The sequence below is a fragment of the Candidatus Nitrospira neomarina genome (genome assembly GCF_032051675.1).
Classification (GTDB): Bacteria; Nitrospirota; Nitrospiria; order Nitrospirales; family UBA8639; genus Nitrospira_E; species Nitrospira_E neomarina.
In genome coordinates, this window is record NZ_CP116968.1 from 520,712 (window position 1) to 537,910 (window position 17,199).

Here is a 17,199-nt window from a genome sequence, read left to right on the forward strand (position 1 = left end):
CTGTTAATTTCCCTGAAGTCTTTTCCCTTCATCACCTGACACTGAGGTGTATGTTTGGATTTCACTCTGTACTGGCACGTATGGCAACTGGTGAATAAAACGGAAGGAATCAATTTTTGTTTGCCAGTTGCTCCTTTCTGGCGTTCCGAAGCGCGTCCACCATACCCGTACAGCGGGCGCTATCATCAGCCATACCAAACTCAGGAGAGGGAAAAGTGGGTTCGACAGAAAATTCAGGATCCGAAAATGTGCCCGTGACGTGCAAGGGCCCGCGTGAACTCAGAATGGTAAAATCCTGGGGATAGGGTTCTACGGTCAGGTCCAATTTTTCTTGACGAAGATCAATCGACCCGTGACCTTTGAACTTGGTGTCTTTGGTATCCAGTAGGAAAGGGTGGATGGTCACGATACCACTGCGGGCCTGCAAGTCCGTATACCCACATTCTATCTTGACACGCGTATCTGTGCTCAGGAATATCGCCGCTGATTCAGTGAAGTCCAATCCGGCCAACTCCACGAGCAGGCCATTGATTTTCCCTCCCGTCATGGTTAAAAAAAGACCACCGTCCGCGGACCCGAACCAATCCGCCAACGACTGTCCCTGCATCCACAATTTCGCCCGCCCGCCGATGTCACCAAACGAATCATCAGCCACGTCGAAGCGTGCCAGCAATCGACTGAGGTTCACATGATCAACATCCGTATGCAGTTTCGCCCGGATGGGATCTTTGCGGGCATTCATCTCAAGTTGCATGGACACCGTTCCGGTGGCCACGCCGAAGTCCAATCTATCCATCTGTAGATGTCCGTCTTCTAGCGTCACATTCAGGGCAAAATCATTGAGAGGAAGGTCCGGTGCCAGCACGTCGGTCGCGGTATATTCCACTTCTGCATCCAATTTTCTAAGCTGGGTGAAATCCATGGGCTTAGTCGGCAACACCGTTTGACGATCTTCGGTTTTTTCGGCACGGGCTTCCTGTGCCTCCGAAGCGGTTTCTTCGGGATCCGGCGGTGCACCGATCAGACCGGCCAGATCATCGAAATCCAGTTTGCGTGAGTGCAGACGAGCCGAGACCATGGGACGTTCCCCGCCCGTCATCACATGCAGGATGCCGGTCACATCGCTGTCTCCCACGGCGCCGCTCAGGTTTTGAAGAGAGACCGTCTGTTGATCTTCCGGCCCTTGTTTCCGGTGTACCAGAGCTTCCAGCTGATAAGGGGGAAGATGCGGCAAGGGAATACCTAAGGCCTCACCTAAACGAGCCGGATCCGGTCCTTCTACCCACACTCGTCCCTTAAAGGCTGAGAGAGGCAACACATTTCCTATCGTGGCGTCCAGTCGGATGGTGGTGTCGTTTACGGAAACGATCGCTTCCACCGGCATCGACTGATAGTCACTCCAGACTTTCTGGATGGAACCCGTGGTCAGGCGCACATCAACAGGATGTTCACGATATTCCACGGTTCCATTTACCTGAATGCCGGAGGCGACGCTTTCCGCCCGGACCTGTAAATCCGACTTGGCCTGTAAGTCGGGATCATCATAGCGTATCCGCACTTCATCGATGCGCAAGCGATCAAGCAAGGCCTCGACCTCAAGCGGATTGTTCACGTTGGGCTCTGCAGAAGGAAGACTCAAGGCGAGGCGGCCGCTCACCGTTCCCAAGCTACCGGATTCTTTCCCCAGCGATTGCATGGCCTTATCCAGATCCACCCGTTCGATATCGGTCTGAAGACGGGAGGGCAGCGATGGATCGCGCAAGTCCAGCAGTGCCGATGTCGTTATCATGCCTTCACCAATTTCCACTGTCAGCGGGGAGATGCGAATCAGGCCATTCTCGATCTTTGTCACCATGGAAACATCCTCTAACGTGACGTTCGGGACCACCAGGTTCCCGACGGAAATCTCGAGGATGCCGCTCAGATGCGTCAGCCATTCAGGGGCCTGGATACCTCCTGTCTCCTGAGTTTCGGGTTGTCGTGTTGAAGATTCTTCTTTGCCGGAGGTGGGAACCAGCGAAACCAGATCCAATGTTTCAGAATGCACCGTTGCCGTAAAACGGGTCGTTTCACTCGTGTCAACGGTCGCCCTTGCGGAAAAATCGCTGTGGTCTACCACGCCCGACACGTTCTCCAGTTTCCAGGTCTGTGATCTCTTATGCAGCTTTCCCTTTATTGCGACCGGTCCCAACGTCGGCATTTCCATGTCAAACATGGACGCGATTTTGGACGGGGATTCGCTGTGAAGGGAAACAGACAAATCCATCCACATGAGCGGCCAGGCGGGCTCAACCATGGCAGAAAGCGAAGCCGTCGTGTCGAGTAGTTGTAGATCCGCAGAGAGAGGTGTGCGTGTGGCATGATCGGGAGAAGGCTCCAGTACAGTTTCAATGGTAGGACCCGACACTGTCAGGGTAAGCGGTTGGTCGCGTAAAATACCCTTGGCTTTGAGAACCAGGCCATCCGATGTGTTTTCATCCATGTGCGCCCGGATCTGGGTGTTCGTGGAAGGATTGGTATAGCGCATATCCAAATTTTCGATGTCCAGTGTGCTCAGCTCAACGGCATGGATCGGTTCATGGGGCTTGGATTCCACCGGGGAGCCTTTTTTTTGATCTGGTGGAGGTACCGTGTGTATGTTCATGGCAAGGTTCATTTCGAGATTGCCGGGAAGTCCTTGCGTCGCGTTCGTTCGAGCTGTTGATGCATTGGCGATCTTGGTCATGTTTGGAGCTTCTTTGTTTTCAGCTCGAAGGTGGACTCGACCTTTCGCCAGATTTTCTTCCACGGATACCTGCGTCTCGACGTTAAGCTGAATACCGGACACTTCCGCCGATAGGGGTTCTATGATGAGCCTCTGCTCTTCCAACCTCATGGCGATATCGGCATTGTGTACCGGCACCGTGCCTGTTTCAATCAGATCGGCTCGATAGGTAAGACTGGTTTGCCAGGCGGCCTGATGGATGCTATTCAAGATGTTGCCGACTTTCACTGCCAGTGGTTCCGGGTTTGGTTGTTGAGGTACATATTCCTGTAGTTGTGCCACATCCAGCCGCGTGGAAGAGAGGTGTCCTTCAATCCGGACAGGATTGGCCTCGGGAATAATTTTCAGTGTCCCTGTCACATCGCTATCCTTGACCATGGCTTTCAGGTCATTCACTGTCCATACGTGATCAGCCAGCATCAAATGTCCGGCCAATTGATATGTGGGAAATTCGGGGAGGGCGGTATCGATTATGTCATTCCATCGGAAGAGGTCTTTGCCTCCCACCCGGATTTGCAGGTCTGCCCTCTCAGGAGAGAGCAGTGCATCAATTTTTCCTTCAACCTGCAATCTCGTCTGAACGGCATTGATGAGTAACGCCAACTGAATAGGATTGTCGTGTGTACCTGTCGCCTGTGATGCAGGCTTTGCAGACAATTCAACCGTGACCGGTTCTCCGGCGAGGTGTCCACCCCCATTGGCCATCAGACCGATTGGAACCGTGCCGCCTTCTTTTCTCTCGGCATCGAACGACAGCGCAAGAAAGATATCCTTACGGGGATCAAGATACGTCATTCTTCCCCCTTTGACTGTCACGGATTTCACCCGAGGGAGATCAAGCGTCGCATTGTCCTGCTGCCGGTCGGTTTGCTGATTATCCGGAGAAGAATCCCCTTCATTCGTCTGAGCCCAATTGCCCTTGCCTTGACGAGACCACTCCAGATGAACGACTGGTGCGGTCGCTTGCAGGTCGGTGATGAGCAGATCACCTCTCAGAAGCTTCATGAGGTCGATCCCCGCCTCCAGAACATCCACGGACGCAAGATAAGGATCTGCCGCCCAGGACGGATTCGCGACCCATAACTTTTCGACTCGTAACCGGGCGATACGACCTACGTCTACCTCCAATGCGCCAATATTCACCTGTTGACCGAGAGATTCCGTCAGCTTGGATTCAGCAAAATGAAGAAACCATTGAGAGTTCAGCGCCATGATTCCTCCTGCAACAGTTATGGCAATTACGCAGGCCACAATGACAATCGAAATAAAAAGTCTGCCTCCCCACCTGGGCTGTCTCTCTTGGATCTTCATGACATATCACATGGTTTCATTTAGGTAATGTTGGGCAATGAAAAGAATGTGTTCTTAGGATTGCCATTCGTCACACAGAATCTGTTATGTTTTATATTCTTCATTGAAAATTATCTTTTAAAGGATTCATGTGAACCATTTCTCTTCCTATTCCTTTTCAGATGGGTGGCACCACATTCCCGCTTTGCTCATAATGGCCCTTGTATTCACGTCGTTCGGATGTGGCTCTCCGCTTGGCCATGATGCAGAGGTGTCGGATAGGAACGAATATATCGCCGGCAGGGTAAAAGTCGCTCTTATGCAGGAAGGGTTGGACGCCGCTCCCATTAACATCATAGTCAGAAATGGTGTGGTGACCTTGGGAGGATTCGTTGAAAAAGGTCCACAACGGCAGACGGCGGAAAAGGCCGCAAGCAATGTACCCGGAGTGGATTCCGTGATCAACGATATCCAAGTCAAATGACGTGTCTTTTCCCAAAACATCTTCCGCTGTTGACAATGTCTCATTCCCTCATGTGTTAAATTGAAAGCCACAGAGGTAGCTTGACGGTCGCGATGGGGAAAAGGAAGGGGAGGCTCCGCTAACGAGAGTGAATAGGTGAATCCCAGATCGGAGTGTGGTTTTCCATGATGTGGAAAGCCTCGTGGGATCATCCGGCTTTCTGAAACTTCGTCGTCAAGACCTCTTATCCCTTCGATTCCACTTTCTTTATCGACTCTGAGACGCCGCCCTCCCACGAGGGTATCGGCGTCCGTGGCTCAAGTTCGATCTGGAGGGAATACAGGTGGTTTTGCCCCATCGCGATAATTCCACTCAGAGAACATGGCTCTGGTGAGCGAGCCTCCAAATGCCCACTCCATGGCAAGGCTCACACTCACTTTCTATTTCTATGAGACTAATTCTCACTCGTAGGAACATAGGCAATATCGGCGATTTTATCATTCTGATCTACCAAGATGGTCACCGCCATGCCTTTGGAAAGTTCCGTCAACTCATTCTGTAAGTAATCCCAAACCGGTAATGTCAGGGATTCCTCATTTTTGGTTTGAATCGTCAAAGATTCCTTTTCCGGCTTTTCCTGGACGACTCCTTTAATATGACGATAAACATTGTATGCAGTGGAACGAGCCCAATCGTCCTCGGACATCACATCCTTGGTTAATGTGGCACTCGCAATTTTATTGGTTTCATCAATGAGAAACAGCCCCTCAGTGTCGAAAGGAATGGCTGCGACTTCACTCCTTGCAAGAGGACGGACGGCAAAGGATTGTTCTTTTCCCTCTTTCGTTTTGATGATGGCTTGTTCCTGTCCGACTTTCAGCGGTTGCGCAAGTCTGCCTTTGATGACTGTGTGGTGACTCTGGCCTTTTTCTTTCGAGAGGTGATAATCGACAACGTGATTCTTGGCGTTTACCACAATGGTGACCTTATCGCCCTGCTTCAGCGTGAATCCTTTTTCTTTCGCTCGTTCAAGGGAAAGATATCTGGGAGTAATTTCTCCGGTATCCCCGGAATTGACTTTAGCTTGATCCGCTGCCACTCCTTCCACAACGCCGGTGATAACCCGATGCCCGGGAAGCAATGTAAACTGGTGATGCTGATCACCATCCTTTTTTTCTTGTTGCGTTGTGGACTGGGGTGCAGATGTATCTGTAGAGGATTTTTCCCCTCCTGAGGCAGCCGTTATCCCCACAAAAAGAACCACACACGATCCAAGAAGCGAGGTGGTTTTCCAGCCTGGGGCGGATTTTATGAACAGTGACATAGGTTCTCCTTTCGAGTAGTACCGGTTGACAGGTACCGGTTGCCGGGCCACCCTTGAGATTGAGGGAAGCCCGACAACCAGCGACGGGTAAAAGCTTTCAAACCCAAGAACTGAAATTCTTAATGCCCCGGAGTCACAGGCATGCCCCGGTCAACAGCATCCAAAGCCGAACCACCTGAAATTGAACTCATGGCTCGATCACGTTCTTGCCGGAGATCGGACGTTTCCTTTTGAAGGGCATCTCGCTCTTTCAAGTATTGGTCTCGGTCCTGAATTAAACGGGCATTCTCTTGGTTTTCTGCTCCACTGCCATTCCGGGCACTACTTGTTTGTCCTTGAATGGATTTCATACCGGAGCCGGAATCGTCAGAGCCCTTGCCGGCCTGGAGTGCCAAATCGCGTTCTTGCTGAGCTTGGTCACGTTCCTGTTGAGCTTGATCACGACTCTGTTTTGCCTGATCCCGTTCACGTTGCAATTGGTCGCTCCATTGTGTGTCAGACCCTGACTCAAGTTGAGACTGCACCTCGGGGACGGAGTCTGAAGATCCGGATGTGGATCCCATGCCCTGGCCGGCTTGTCCCGCTACGGGCAGCAACAACATGCCTGCGGAAAATACCAGACCGAAAGTCTGGATAGTGAATTTTGATGCGAGTTTAATCATGATTTACCCTCCTACAATTAAGGTGAATGAGTTTTTCTTACTCTTTTCTTTAATGAAACCGAAAAGACGAAGAAAAACTCGTTTGCTGATTTGAACAAGAATGAATGACGCATTGCTGCTTGCCACCCACTGCTTTCTATCCTAACCAACCTTGATAAATATGGTGACGGACAAATTCCCAATGTCCTTTCCGGATATGTACGGGTGAAGAGGACCCAGACCTCCAGCCAAAAAATCCAGAGTCCCCTGTTGTAAGTGGAATCAAGATGAAGGATAAGGGGTTGAGGGTATAAAAGGACCCATGTCTATGTTTTGAATCAGAATCAGAATCGGAATACCCGTTTCCCGGTCAAGAGGAAAAAGAGACGAAGTTGTGGATATCCAACCTCGTCTCCTTCGTTTGGAATGCATATAGTCTTTTGACAGTTTCTCTTTTTATTTTTACTTAAATTGAAAGTTAAGTAGATATAGGGGCAGGAGGAGCGGATGGGGAAGGAGAAGAAGTAGGGTGAGGAAAAAGGACATACCGGGATTCAATGGCGGCTTTGATGCGAGCCAGACTTTGCCCATGTTCCAGCGATTCAGTGGATTCTATTTCCCGAATTTCGGCGCCCAGCGTTTTATCTTTAATACATTCGTGAGCCCAGGAAGAATAATCATGCCGCTTCAAATGATACATCCACGTTTCAGGATCCAGTCCTTCTGCCAGTTGAAGAAAAAGCATAAGATTTTGGGCGCGAAGGTTCAGCTTTCCTTCCGGACCTTGAAAGTAAAAACTGCGATCCGGTCCTAATTCTCCTTCCGCATACTTCCGACGATGACGCCTTCGTTCGCTCCTATTGGGATGTATCCGGAATCGAATCGGCAGAGCCCCTCCGTACCGTTTCCAGAATATCGCCTCCCCCGGTTGGACGTGATGATCCTCGAAGGAAGGCAGAGATTCCCCCACCGAATTGGTGAAAGCCTCCAATCGTTCGCCTGGAGATTTGCCGATCACCACGACACAATCAATAGCGGTAAGGGCGTCGGCAGCCATTTGATCGGGGTGTACGGTGATCATCAGCAGGGAATGTAGTGATGGGGTGAGCAAGGGGCAAGAGATATCCCATTCTGCCGGCATCAGATGATGAGTCTCATCCAGTACAATCCAGTGAGGGCGGCCCGTTCGTGCTCTGAAATCCTGAAGATCTTTAAAGATGTTGTTAAAAAAAGAAGGACGTTCTTGTATCGCCAGACCCACCAGATTGATGACCAGGTTCGTATCCGGGTTTTCCAGAATAGTGATGACCTCCTTTGAGTTGGGTGCGTGATTCACATCACCCAGGACCACAGACTGTTCTAACGATTCATAATCGCCTTCTGGATCGATAATACAACATTGATACTGTTTATCCGTGAGACGCTCAATGATGCCGGTTGAGAGCGTGGATTTTCCGCTTCCCGATGAGCCGGCCAGGAGAAGGTTCGGACCATAGGGACTGATTCGGACTTCCTGCTCCGTCTCTGTGGATCCCAGCACGACATAATGCCGGTGAAGGGACGGATCAATGGATTGTAAGTCGTCAGCCAGAAGATGCCGGATAAACTCCACGACCCCGTCTCCTTGCTCTCCTTCCATCACGATATCGGCGCGTTCCTTGATGGCCGGGAGGGCATTGCCGACGGCCGCGGAGCACTCCACCATTCCCAGAAAAGGGAGATCATTCTCGGCATCGCCAATTCCGGCGACATTGTGTGGTGATAGACCCATTTTGCGTAGCGCTTTCTCCAGTCCGGTCGCTTTACTGAATCCGGCGGGAAGCATCATGACGGCTTCTTTGTTAAAAATCAGTTGGATATCCAATCCGAGATCACGGACCACTTCCAATACGGCCGTTTCATGCGGGCGAACGGTGGAGACGATATTTCGTCCGACTGAAATGGGAATACCGCGGGAACGAAGCCGCATAATGAAATCTTCAGACGGCATATCCGCCAGGGTGATCGTTTCCTTGGAAGAAGGTTTGTACAATAAAAGCCCATTCTCCGCGACAATCCACTCAAATACATGAGGATGAGGAAATACTTTCAGTAGATCATCCAGTTCCCGGCCTGTGACCAGAAGGAGCTTTCGATTGGTGGTTAAGACTTTTTCCAGACCTCGAAGGGTCGATTCGTTGACACGCCCATGAAGGGCAAGAGTGCCGTCGTAATCGGTAGCCAGCGCTAAATATCTCATGTAATGTTCTTTGGTAAAAAAGGAACGACGTTTAGGTACACTCTGCGGTGCAGTTGAGAAGGCATATATTAATTTTTGCACCAACCCGATCGATACTCGTTCGGCATGATGTCCCGATTTCCCGGTCTCCTCACTGACCTGTTATTGTTACCGGTTCTGTGATCGAACCGCCCCGTTATGAAGCCGCGGTGCGGTCCCAGAATCGGAGATGACGGCACATTTCCAGGAATTTGGAGGTGCCTTTATTTCCGTCAAGAGCGATCATTCCCCCGTCCATATCTGTCAGCCCTGCCTTTGTAAAGAGGGGCGTCGCGGCTTCGACATATCCGATAAATTTCATATGCGCAAAGGCATCTGCCACAAAATCCCTCGCCGTCGGCTCTTTGGCTAAAGCCTGGCCTCCTTCCTCGGAAAGGAGGAGGGCTACTGCGTCATACAGAACAGAGGGGCCGCCATCGATTTTCTGGGCGGCTTCAATCCATGTCCCGTCGCTGGCTTCTACTCCGCCGACGCCGGGGGCCACAATCTCCATAATCGCCCCTTCCGATTTGACGGCGGCTTTGAGAGATTTAAATAATTTCATATCGACTCCGTCGGTGATGAGCACTCCAAGCTTTCGCCCTTTGAAGGTCTTGGGACTATTAAGAAGAATGCTGAGCGCCGGTGACCGTTGGAGATCCTCTTGGGTGGGTTTCGCCGCATCTGCGGGCGCGGGCATCTGCTGGATGCGCAATCCTTTGGCGACCGTTTTGGCCAGATCCTGGTGGATATTCAGTAAATGAGAAACCATACGAGTTCGTATCTCAAGACGTTCCACTTTGCTTAATTCAAAGACTAAGGCGTTCGCGATGTGTGTTTGTTCGACCTCGGTCTGACTGGTGTAGAATTGTCGAGCCTGGCTGTAATGATCGGCAAAGGTCTCGGAGCGAAGGCGGACTTTTGGGCCTTGGTCCTCTGCAGGATAAGACGTGAATCCTTTTTCCGGTGATTCACGGGGACCGCCAGTTTCGCCGGGCCAGGAATTGGGTTCATAGTTGGCTCGGCCTTGCGGATTCTGCATGGCCATATGCCCGTCCTGTTGAAAATGGCTGAACGGACACTTGGGGGCGTTTATGGGTATGTGAGTGAAATTCGGACTGCCAAGCCGTTTGAGCTGAGTATCGAGGTAGGAAAAGTTCCGCCCTTGTAATAGCGGGTCATTTGAAAAATCAATGCCCGGTACAATATTTTGCGTACAGAAGGCGACCTGTTCGGTCTCAGCAAAGAAATTGTTCACACAGCGATCAAGAACGAGCCGGCCCACGCGTCGAATTGGTAGAATTTCTTCTGGAATGAGTTTGGTGGCATCGAGCACATCAAAATCGAATTCTTCAGCAAATTCATCATCAAATAGCTGAAGGCCCAGTTCCCATTCCGGATAATCACCCTGCTGAATGGCACTCCATAAATCCCGGCGATGGAAGTCCGGGTCAGCTCCGTTAATTTTAACGGCTTCGTTCCACACCACGGACTGCATCCCCAATTTTGGTTTCCAGTGAAATTTTACGAACGTTGATTTTCCCTGACCATTGATAAGCCGGAATGTGTGCACGCCAAACCCTTCCATGAATCGAAAGGAGCGGGGAATGGCTCTGTCGGACATAATCCACATCACCATGTGCATACTTTCGGGGGTCAGAGAGATAAAGTCCCAAAAGTTATCATGCGCGGTTTGCGCCTGGGGGAAACCACGATCCGGTTCGGCTTTGGCCGCGTGAACGAGGTCTGGAAATTTCATAGCGTCTTGTATGAAAAACACCGGCATATTGTTGCCCACAAGATCCCAGTTCCCCTCTTTGGTATACAGCTTCACGGCGAATCCCCGGACGTCTCTTGCCAAATCGAAAGAACCCTTATTGCCGGCTACGGTGGAAAAGCGGACGAACGCAGGAGTTTTATCACGTGGTCGTTGAAAGAGGTCGGCTCTGGTTACATCTGCCAGAGATTCGTAGTTTTCAAAATACCCATGAGCTCCAAACCCGCGGGCATGCACGACCCGTTCCGGAATCCGTTCATGGTCAAAGTGGAAAATCTTTTCCCGAAAGTGAAAGTCTTCCAATGCGCTTGGACCCCGCGGTCCGACTTTAAGCGAGTTTTGGTCATCTGCGACAGGAATGCCCTGCTGAGTTGTTAATACCGGATTGGTTTTTCCGCTTGTCTGGTGCACTTCCCCTCCAGTGCCGATGTTGACAGTTTGGTCAGCATATTTTGCGGTTTTACCGGTGGAGGCAGGAGAAGATTTAGTGGGTTGTTTTTTGGCCATGCGAATCGCTCCTTAACATTGATGAGTTCGTGATGAATAGGTGAGTACACAGATCACGCGAAATTACTTATCATATAGAAACAATTGAAGAGGCCACACTGTAAAAAACCCTGGGATGAGATTTTAAAAAGATTGATGGGGTAACGAAAGAGTTCCATGCAAGGGTTCAAGGCAGTCACCACTTTTTGCATTCCGGGATAAGATTTGTTTAAGTGACTTGAGAGTCGGAGTTTCGGAATTCAGATACAGAGGACAAAACTTGCTCTGAACGACTTGTGCGAAACATTTCAACCCGTTTCCATGAAGGAGGTCGAAAAGCATGATGATGCAAATTGGACAGACGATGACGGATGGCACATACCAGGCCTTTCACAAGGAACAGATCCGTTCTCTCAAGTTGTCCCAATTCCAGGGCAAATGGCTGGTATTGGTATTTTATCCGGGTGACTTTACGTTTATCTGTCCAACAGAATTGCAAGAACTGGGGGAGTTGTATCCGGAATTTCAAAAGCTCGGGGCTGAAGTTCTTAGCGTCAGCACCGATTCGGTTTTTGTGCATAAGGCCTGGCGCGATACCTCGCCTGCCATAAAAAACATTCAGTTCCCCATGGTAGCCGATCCCACGGGACGGCTAAGCCGGGAGTTCGGAACCTATCTGGAGGATGAGGGAGTTTCGTTGCGTGGGAGTTTTCTGGTCGATCCGGACGGGGTCCTGAAAGTGGGAGAAATCCACGACAACAGCATCGGACGAAATGGCCGGGAACTCCTGAGAAAACTACAAGCGGCAGTTCACGTCAGGGAAGGAAAAGGAGAAGTCTGTCCGGCTAACTGGAAACCGGGAGATAAGACATTAACACCGGGCTTGGATCTTGTCGGAAAAATTTGAGCCCCACGCTCTGGTCAACATCTATCTCATTAGAAAGACAGGCCGAATTGGCGGTTGATGTAGAAGGTGGCCGTGTCATTATGAAAAAGGATCAAGTCCCTGCCCATGACATTGAATCACACCATCGTGGCTGCTAAGGACAAAAATGTTTCGGCAGTGTTTCTGACGCAAATACTTGGTTTACCGGCACCATTGCTCATGGGGCCGTTTGCGGTGGTCCGGGTAGGAGAGACTTCCTTGGATTATCTCGATGCCGATGGCGACATTCCCCCTCAGCATTATGCTTTTCTGGTAAGCGAGGTCGAATTCGACCAGATCTTTGAGCGAATCCAGGAACGACGGCTACCGTATTGGGCTGACCCCTATCGGGAGGAGCCGAATCACATCAACGCCTGGGATGATGGACGCGGGATGTATTTCAATGATCCGAACGGCCATTTACTGGAAATCATTACTCGTCCTTATGGTAGCGGTGGGACCACTGTTTCGAAACCTCATCCCTTGGTGGCATCTGCAGTGGATCCAGAAGTTCAAGAGAACCGCTCTCAATCTAAATAGGGTAGATATGGACGAAAGTGTAAAAAGGAGACGAGGACAAACGAAAAAAATTGACCAACGTTTACAGATTTCATGAAAGCATTTGATGATACCGTTTACCATTGGCCCTGTCGGTCACTTCGGGCTGGCGGTCCGTCATTCCACGATTAAAGCGAAATGGTTTAGGGGGGCCTGGGATTTCGTGAAGATAGCAATTCCAGGCGAGAGGTCTGTCGGCAACCCGGCGCGACAATCTCCCAGTTAAAGTTTATGCCCCAGTTTCAGATGAGATTCTTCTTCTGCAAGGCCTATAAAAGATTCTTATAAAGACGTGAGCCAGCCAGGTGACTCTCGTTTCTGAAAAAACGAGAGTCACCTCAAGCACAGGCCCTCTATTCGGCAGGTGCATCCAGTTAGGGTTGAATTTCCCACGTCGTCGAGGCCGTGCCGGGGAAACCTACAGAAGTCCTGGTCACCCCATTCATCAACCACACCGCCACCGCGCCGCTTGAGGTGTTGCGCCAGATAATATCCGCCTTGCCATCGGCATCCGTATCGCCTACTTGTCTAATCTGCCAGAACGAGCTCAACGCACCTAAGGAGCCGGTAGAGGAGGGCGCCGCGGTCCCATTCAGCAACCAGACCGCCGCACTTCCATTTGTGTGTCTAAAGACCAGATCGGCCTTACCATCCCCGTTCAGGTCCCCGACTCCCTGGATGGTCCACGCGGTCGACGCCGTGCCAGGGAAACCTACAGAAGTCCTGGTCACCCCGTTCATCAACCACACCGCCACCGCGCCGTTCGTGATGTTGCGCCAGATGATATCCGCCTTGCCGTCGGCATTGGTATCACCCACCCCCGAGATCTGATAGGCGGAGCCCACCACCCCTAAGGAGCCGGTAGAGGAGGGCGCCGCGGTCCCATTCAGCAACCAGACCGCCGCACTTCCATTTGTGTGTCTAAAGACCAGATCGGCCTTGCCGTCTCCATTTAGATCCCCGACTCCCTGGATGGTCCACGCGGTCGACGCCGTGCCGGGGATGCCCGCCGAAATCCGGGTTCCTCCGTTCATCAACCACACCGCCACCGCGCCCGACGTGGTATTGCGCCAGATAATGTCCGCGTTGCCATCGGCATCTGTATCGCCTACTCCCGCGACCTCCCAGTCGGAACCCACCCCGCCGAGAGAGACGGTGGACAAGGGAGCTGCTGCCCCATTCAGCAACCAGACTGCAGCATTACCATTGGTATTCCTAAAGACAAGGTCAGCTTTGCCATCTCCATTCAAATCCTGCCCAGCCGAACCCGCCGAACCCGATGACTCAATCAGCCGAACTGCGCTGCCATACTTTCCCTTATATTGCTCAGCCACACTTCCATCAAAACTGATGGTCAGCAGCACCGTCCCATCGCTACCGGGATCAATGCCACTAAACCGGGCCACATAGCCATTATCATTGTCCGCCGGCAACCTTGTGGAAGCACTTGTCGGTCCCGTGAACAGCACTCCCCCTGGATACGTTCCCGTATCAGGATTATCAGTCGCAATGGAACTCGAATTTGTAAATGCGTCCTGCCCTGAAAGGGTCACCAGGGAAGCTCGATCCCACCCGTTGTTGTTTCGATGAGCATAAAAGGTCAGATCATAATTTTTGTTTGGGTTTAGTCCGCTAAAAGTCAACACGAGGGAATTATTCACATCATCGATATAGGTAACCACGCCCTTCCCGTTGACTTTGCCTTCAAAGATTGTAAAGGCATCACCGACCGTCGGGTCTGCCCCTTGCAAATCATTGGCCCCGGCAACAAATTGGCCGCCGGTTACGGTCATGGTCACGCCCGTATCAAGGCCGGTAGCAAAATCTTTCAGTAGGCCGGTGGAGGGCAGGCCAGAGCCCCCGCTAGGGGAAGTCATCTTCGTGATATTCGTGTCCAGCTGGCCTGTCCCCCAAGCCAGGTCGTTATAGGCTGTAAAACCAGCTGCCGCAGCCATAGAGGTCGTCCCCATGGTCAGGACCGCTGCCGCTAGCGACCCCATTATCCACCCGAAAGTCCGAGACGTATACATGTTCATAAATTTCCCTTTCCTTTTCCGCATTGAGTTAAAACATTTTTTGCATAAAAGCTGTTCATTTCACGATATCTCCTTTAAACATCTACGGGGGAACATGGCTAATACAATCATGGAAAGGTCGATCATTGCCAACGGCATGACAGATGTCTTTTCTGAAGAGATTCACAGATTGAAGTGATAAAAAAGAACATACGATTCCATGGAATTTTTAAACGTTTTCTCTCCTATACCACTTCCTGATGTACTTCAACGGAAAATTGTAGGGGGGGTTATTTATGAGTGCGACGGGCTCCATTCTGTCGCCACCCTCACAGGGCCTTGGCTCATCGCTCATCACGTTTCAGCCTAGAGCCTCATCATTCACCGCCTGAGGGGGGCTGGCATAGAGCCAGGCCGCCAGCATATCTTGAGTCCACGTGAATGGGCAAGAGATAGGCCGGTGGAAAATTTCCACTATCCCTTATAATCTTTTCTAGGGAGACATTCAGATTTGAAATTGCCGAACATTCGTTTGTTATTCCGATTGTATTCCGACAAAATTCAAGGGCAAAGAACAACTTTCCTGCACTCATTTTGGTGAAACCGAAAATTTTTATAGGCATCAGGAGCTTCATCAAGATTATAGCGGTGGGAAATAATGAACGATGGGTGGATCTCTTGTTTTTCAATACGTTCAAACAGCGGCTGCATATAATTATGAACGTGAGTCTGGCCGCAACGTATGGTAATGCCTTTACCGAAGATGGCGCCAATCGGAAACTTATCGGCAAAACCGCCATACACGCCGGGTATGGAGATCGTGCCGTTTTTGCGAACGGCTCGTGCCGCCTGGCGAAGGACATGAATGCGATCGGTCGCGAGAAAACTTGCCACCTTAACCCGGTCGAAGAGGGCGTCTACCGTTGTGCCGTGAGATTCGAGTCCCACGGCGTCAATGCAGGCATCAGGGCCTCGGCCACCGGTCGCATTCATGAGGTAGTCATAGACTTCATCCTCATCAAAATTAATAGTTTCTATTCGATCATCCTCATGAACCTGTCCGGGGTGGCCCCGGCGCGCAAGGTCGAGACGTTGGGGGAAATGATCGATGGCAAATACCTTCTCTGCGCCCAGCATCAGGGCGCTTCGTATCGCAAATTGTCCCACAGGTCCACAGCCCCATACGGCCACGCTATCGCCCTCCTGAATATCGCAATTCTCGGCGGCTTGATATCCCGTCGGAAAGATATCTGAGAGAAACAACACTTCTTCATCTTTCAACCCAGGAGGAATTTTAAACGGTCCCATATCTGCAAAGGGAACCCGCACGTATTCGGCTTGGCCACCCGCATAGCCGCCCAGCATGTGGGAATATCCGAACAACCCGGCGGGTGAATGGCCATAGGCCGCTTCAGCCATCCACGCGTTGGGATTCGAATTGTCGCAGCAGGACCACAACTTCCTTGTGCAGAAAAAACAGTTTCCGCATGCGATATTGAACGGGACGACAACCCGATCCCCTTTTTTCAGGTTGTTGATGGCGGCACCGACTTCAACAACCTCCCCCATGAACTCATGACCGAGGATGTCGCCGGATTTCATGCTTGGAATATATCCATCATACAGGTGAAGGTCCGACCCGCAGATGGCAGTTAAGGTCACTCGAACGATGGCATCACGGGGGTTAATTATTTCCGGATCGGAAACGTTTTCGACCCGGACATCATGTTTCCCATTCCAACAGACGGCGCGCATAAAGAATCTTTCCAGCCCTTCGCGGGCTATCCTATCGCTGACAAAAAAGTCGGCACATTGGGCATATTTTTATGAACATGAGATAGGTCTGATGATAAATTCAGTGAACCCTCCGGCATGAGAAGTTCCCATGTTCATGAGATCAGGAGGGACGGTGTGTCGTTGCGACGGGATCTGTGATCCCGAGTTCATCACTGACATCGCGGAGATTGTTTAGCAGCCCGGAGCGATCCGTGCCCTGGCAGGCTTCCTGGTTTCGTGTAATTTCTCCGGTTTCCATCAATTGGCGAAAACGTCGAAGATCTTCGCTGACCTGCCGTGCAGGGTCATCGGGAAGGAGTTTTGCCATGGCTGCGCCAAAGACTCCTCCAGGCGGAGACCATCGACAATCCAAGGAAAGAATCGTTCCGCGATTTCCCGCCGCGCGTCGCAGGGACAAGACTCCCTCGTGTTCAAGGTTGGATTCCGATTCTATGGTTCGCCATGTCAGCATCTCGTTTTGCCGTTCTTCCAGAATCTCGGCTTCCCAATAGACTTCTTTATTGAAAGGCCCACGTGCATGCCAAACTGAACGTGTGTCATCGAGTATCTCCACGGCTACGATGTTGTGCATGAATCGGGGAAGATTATTCAAGTCACGCCAAAAGGCATAGATGTCCGCGGCCGGACGATTGATGCAAATGGATTTTCGAAAATGCACGATTCTATTCAAGGGATGTCGAATAGGAGTTCCATAGGATTCGTCTATTCCCAGGGCTTCATAGAGACGACTATGGTTCGAAAAGCCATGCATAAGGAGGCTTCCACCGACCAGGATGGGAAGAATCCGCCCCTTGCCCCTCTGCGTGAGACCGAAACCGATCAAACCGGTTCCCATGCCAACTGACAGGACTTGTTCAATGGCCCCGATATTATTTTTCATTTGCACACATGTGAGAAAAGGT

The 17,199-nt window shown here is 51.0% G+C and carries 10 protein-coding genes and 1 pseudogene; 3 read left to right on the forward strand and 8 right to left on the reverse strand.

The window, feature by feature from the left end:
- Positions 1-109: 109 nt before the first annotated feature.
- Positions 110-3,976, reverse strand: coding sequence for an AsmA family protein (locus PQG83_RS02315; protein WP_312746328.1), 3,867 nt, complete (start codon positions 3,974-3,976; stop codon positions 110-112).
- Between the two features lie 229 nt (positions 3,977-4,205).
- Between PQG83_RS02315 and PQG83_RS02320 the strand changes: the two genes are divergently transcribed.
- Positions 4,206-4,538, forward strand: coding sequence for a BON domain-containing protein (locus tag PQG83_RS02320; protein ID WP_312746331.1), 333 nt, complete (start codon positions 4,206-4,208; stop codon positions 4,536-4,538).
- A gap of 433 nt (positions 4,539-4,971) precedes the next feature.
- On the opposite strand, the gene PQG83_RS02325 is transcribed toward PQG83_RS02320, so the two are convergent.
- The 4 genes from PQG83_RS02325 to katE form a co-directional block, all read right to left on the reverse strand.
- A complete protein-coding gene (locus PQG83_RS02325) occupies positions 4,972-5,841 on the reverse strand; it encodes a hypothetical protein (RefSeq protein WP_312746332.1) in 870 nt (289 codons plus the stop codon).
- 119 nt (positions 5,842-5,960) lie between these two features.
- Entirely contained in the window at positions 5,961-6,503 is a 543-nt protein-coding gene (locus PQG83_RS02330; protein WP_312746335.1) for a hypothetical protein, read from the reverse strand.
- Positions 6,504-6,960: 457 nt separating this feature from the next.
- Positions 6,961-8,721 carry an HAD hydrolase family protein gene (locus PQG83_RS02335; protein ID WP_312746338.1) on the reverse strand — a complete coding sequence of 587 codons (1,761 nt, stop codon included), beginning with the start codon at positions 8,719-8,721 and terminating at the stop codon, positions 6,961-6,963.
- Positions 8,722-8,896: 175 nt separating this feature from the next.
- Positions 8,897-11,023, reverse strand: a complete 2,127-nt coding sequence (gene katE / locus PQG83_RS02340) for a catalase (RefSeq protein ID WP_312746341.1) — start codon at positions 11,021-11,023, stop codon at positions 8,897-8,899.
- A 343-nt stretch (positions 11,024-11,366) separates the two neighbouring features.
- Here katE and PQG83_RS02345 point away from each other — a divergent pair, with 343 nt between their 5' ends.
- Both PQG83_RS02345 and PQG83_RS02350 read left to right on the forward strand, forming a co-directional pair.
- Positions 11,367-11,909, forward strand: a complete 543-nt coding sequence (locus PQG83_RS02345) for a peroxiredoxin (protein ID WP_376753627.1) — start codon at positions 11,367-11,369, stop codon at positions 11,907-11,909.
- A gap of 99 nt (positions 11,910-12,008) precedes the next feature.
- A pseudogene (locus PQG83_RS02350) lies at positions 12,009-12,386 on the forward strand (VOC family protein); the annotation flags it as partial.
- 473 nt (positions 12,387-12,859) lie between these two features.
- Here PQG83_RS02350 and PQG83_RS02355 read toward each other — a convergent pair.
- The 3 genes from PQG83_RS02355 to PQG83_RS02365 form a co-directional block, all read right to left on the reverse strand.
- Positions 12,860-14,515, reverse strand: coding sequence for an FG-GAP-like repeat-containing protein (locus PQG83_RS02355; protein ID WP_312746351.1), 1,656 nt, complete (start codon positions 14,513-14,515; stop codon positions 12,860-12,862).
- A gap of 546 nt (positions 14,516-15,061) precedes the next feature.
- Complete coding sequence (locus tag PQG83_RS02360; protein ID WP_312746353.1) at positions 15,062-16,255, reverse strand: zinc-dependent alcohol dehydrogenase; 1,194 nt, start codon at positions 16,253-16,255, stop codon at positions 15,062-15,064.
- A gap of 142 nt (positions 16,256-16,397) precedes the next feature.
- On the reverse strand, positions 16,398-17,177 hold the full coding sequence (locus tag PQG83_RS02365; protein WP_312746355.1) for an SRPBCC family protein: 780 nt from the start codon (positions 17,175-17,177) through the stop codon (positions 16,398-16,400).
- Positions 17,178-17,199: the final 22 nt, after the last annotated feature.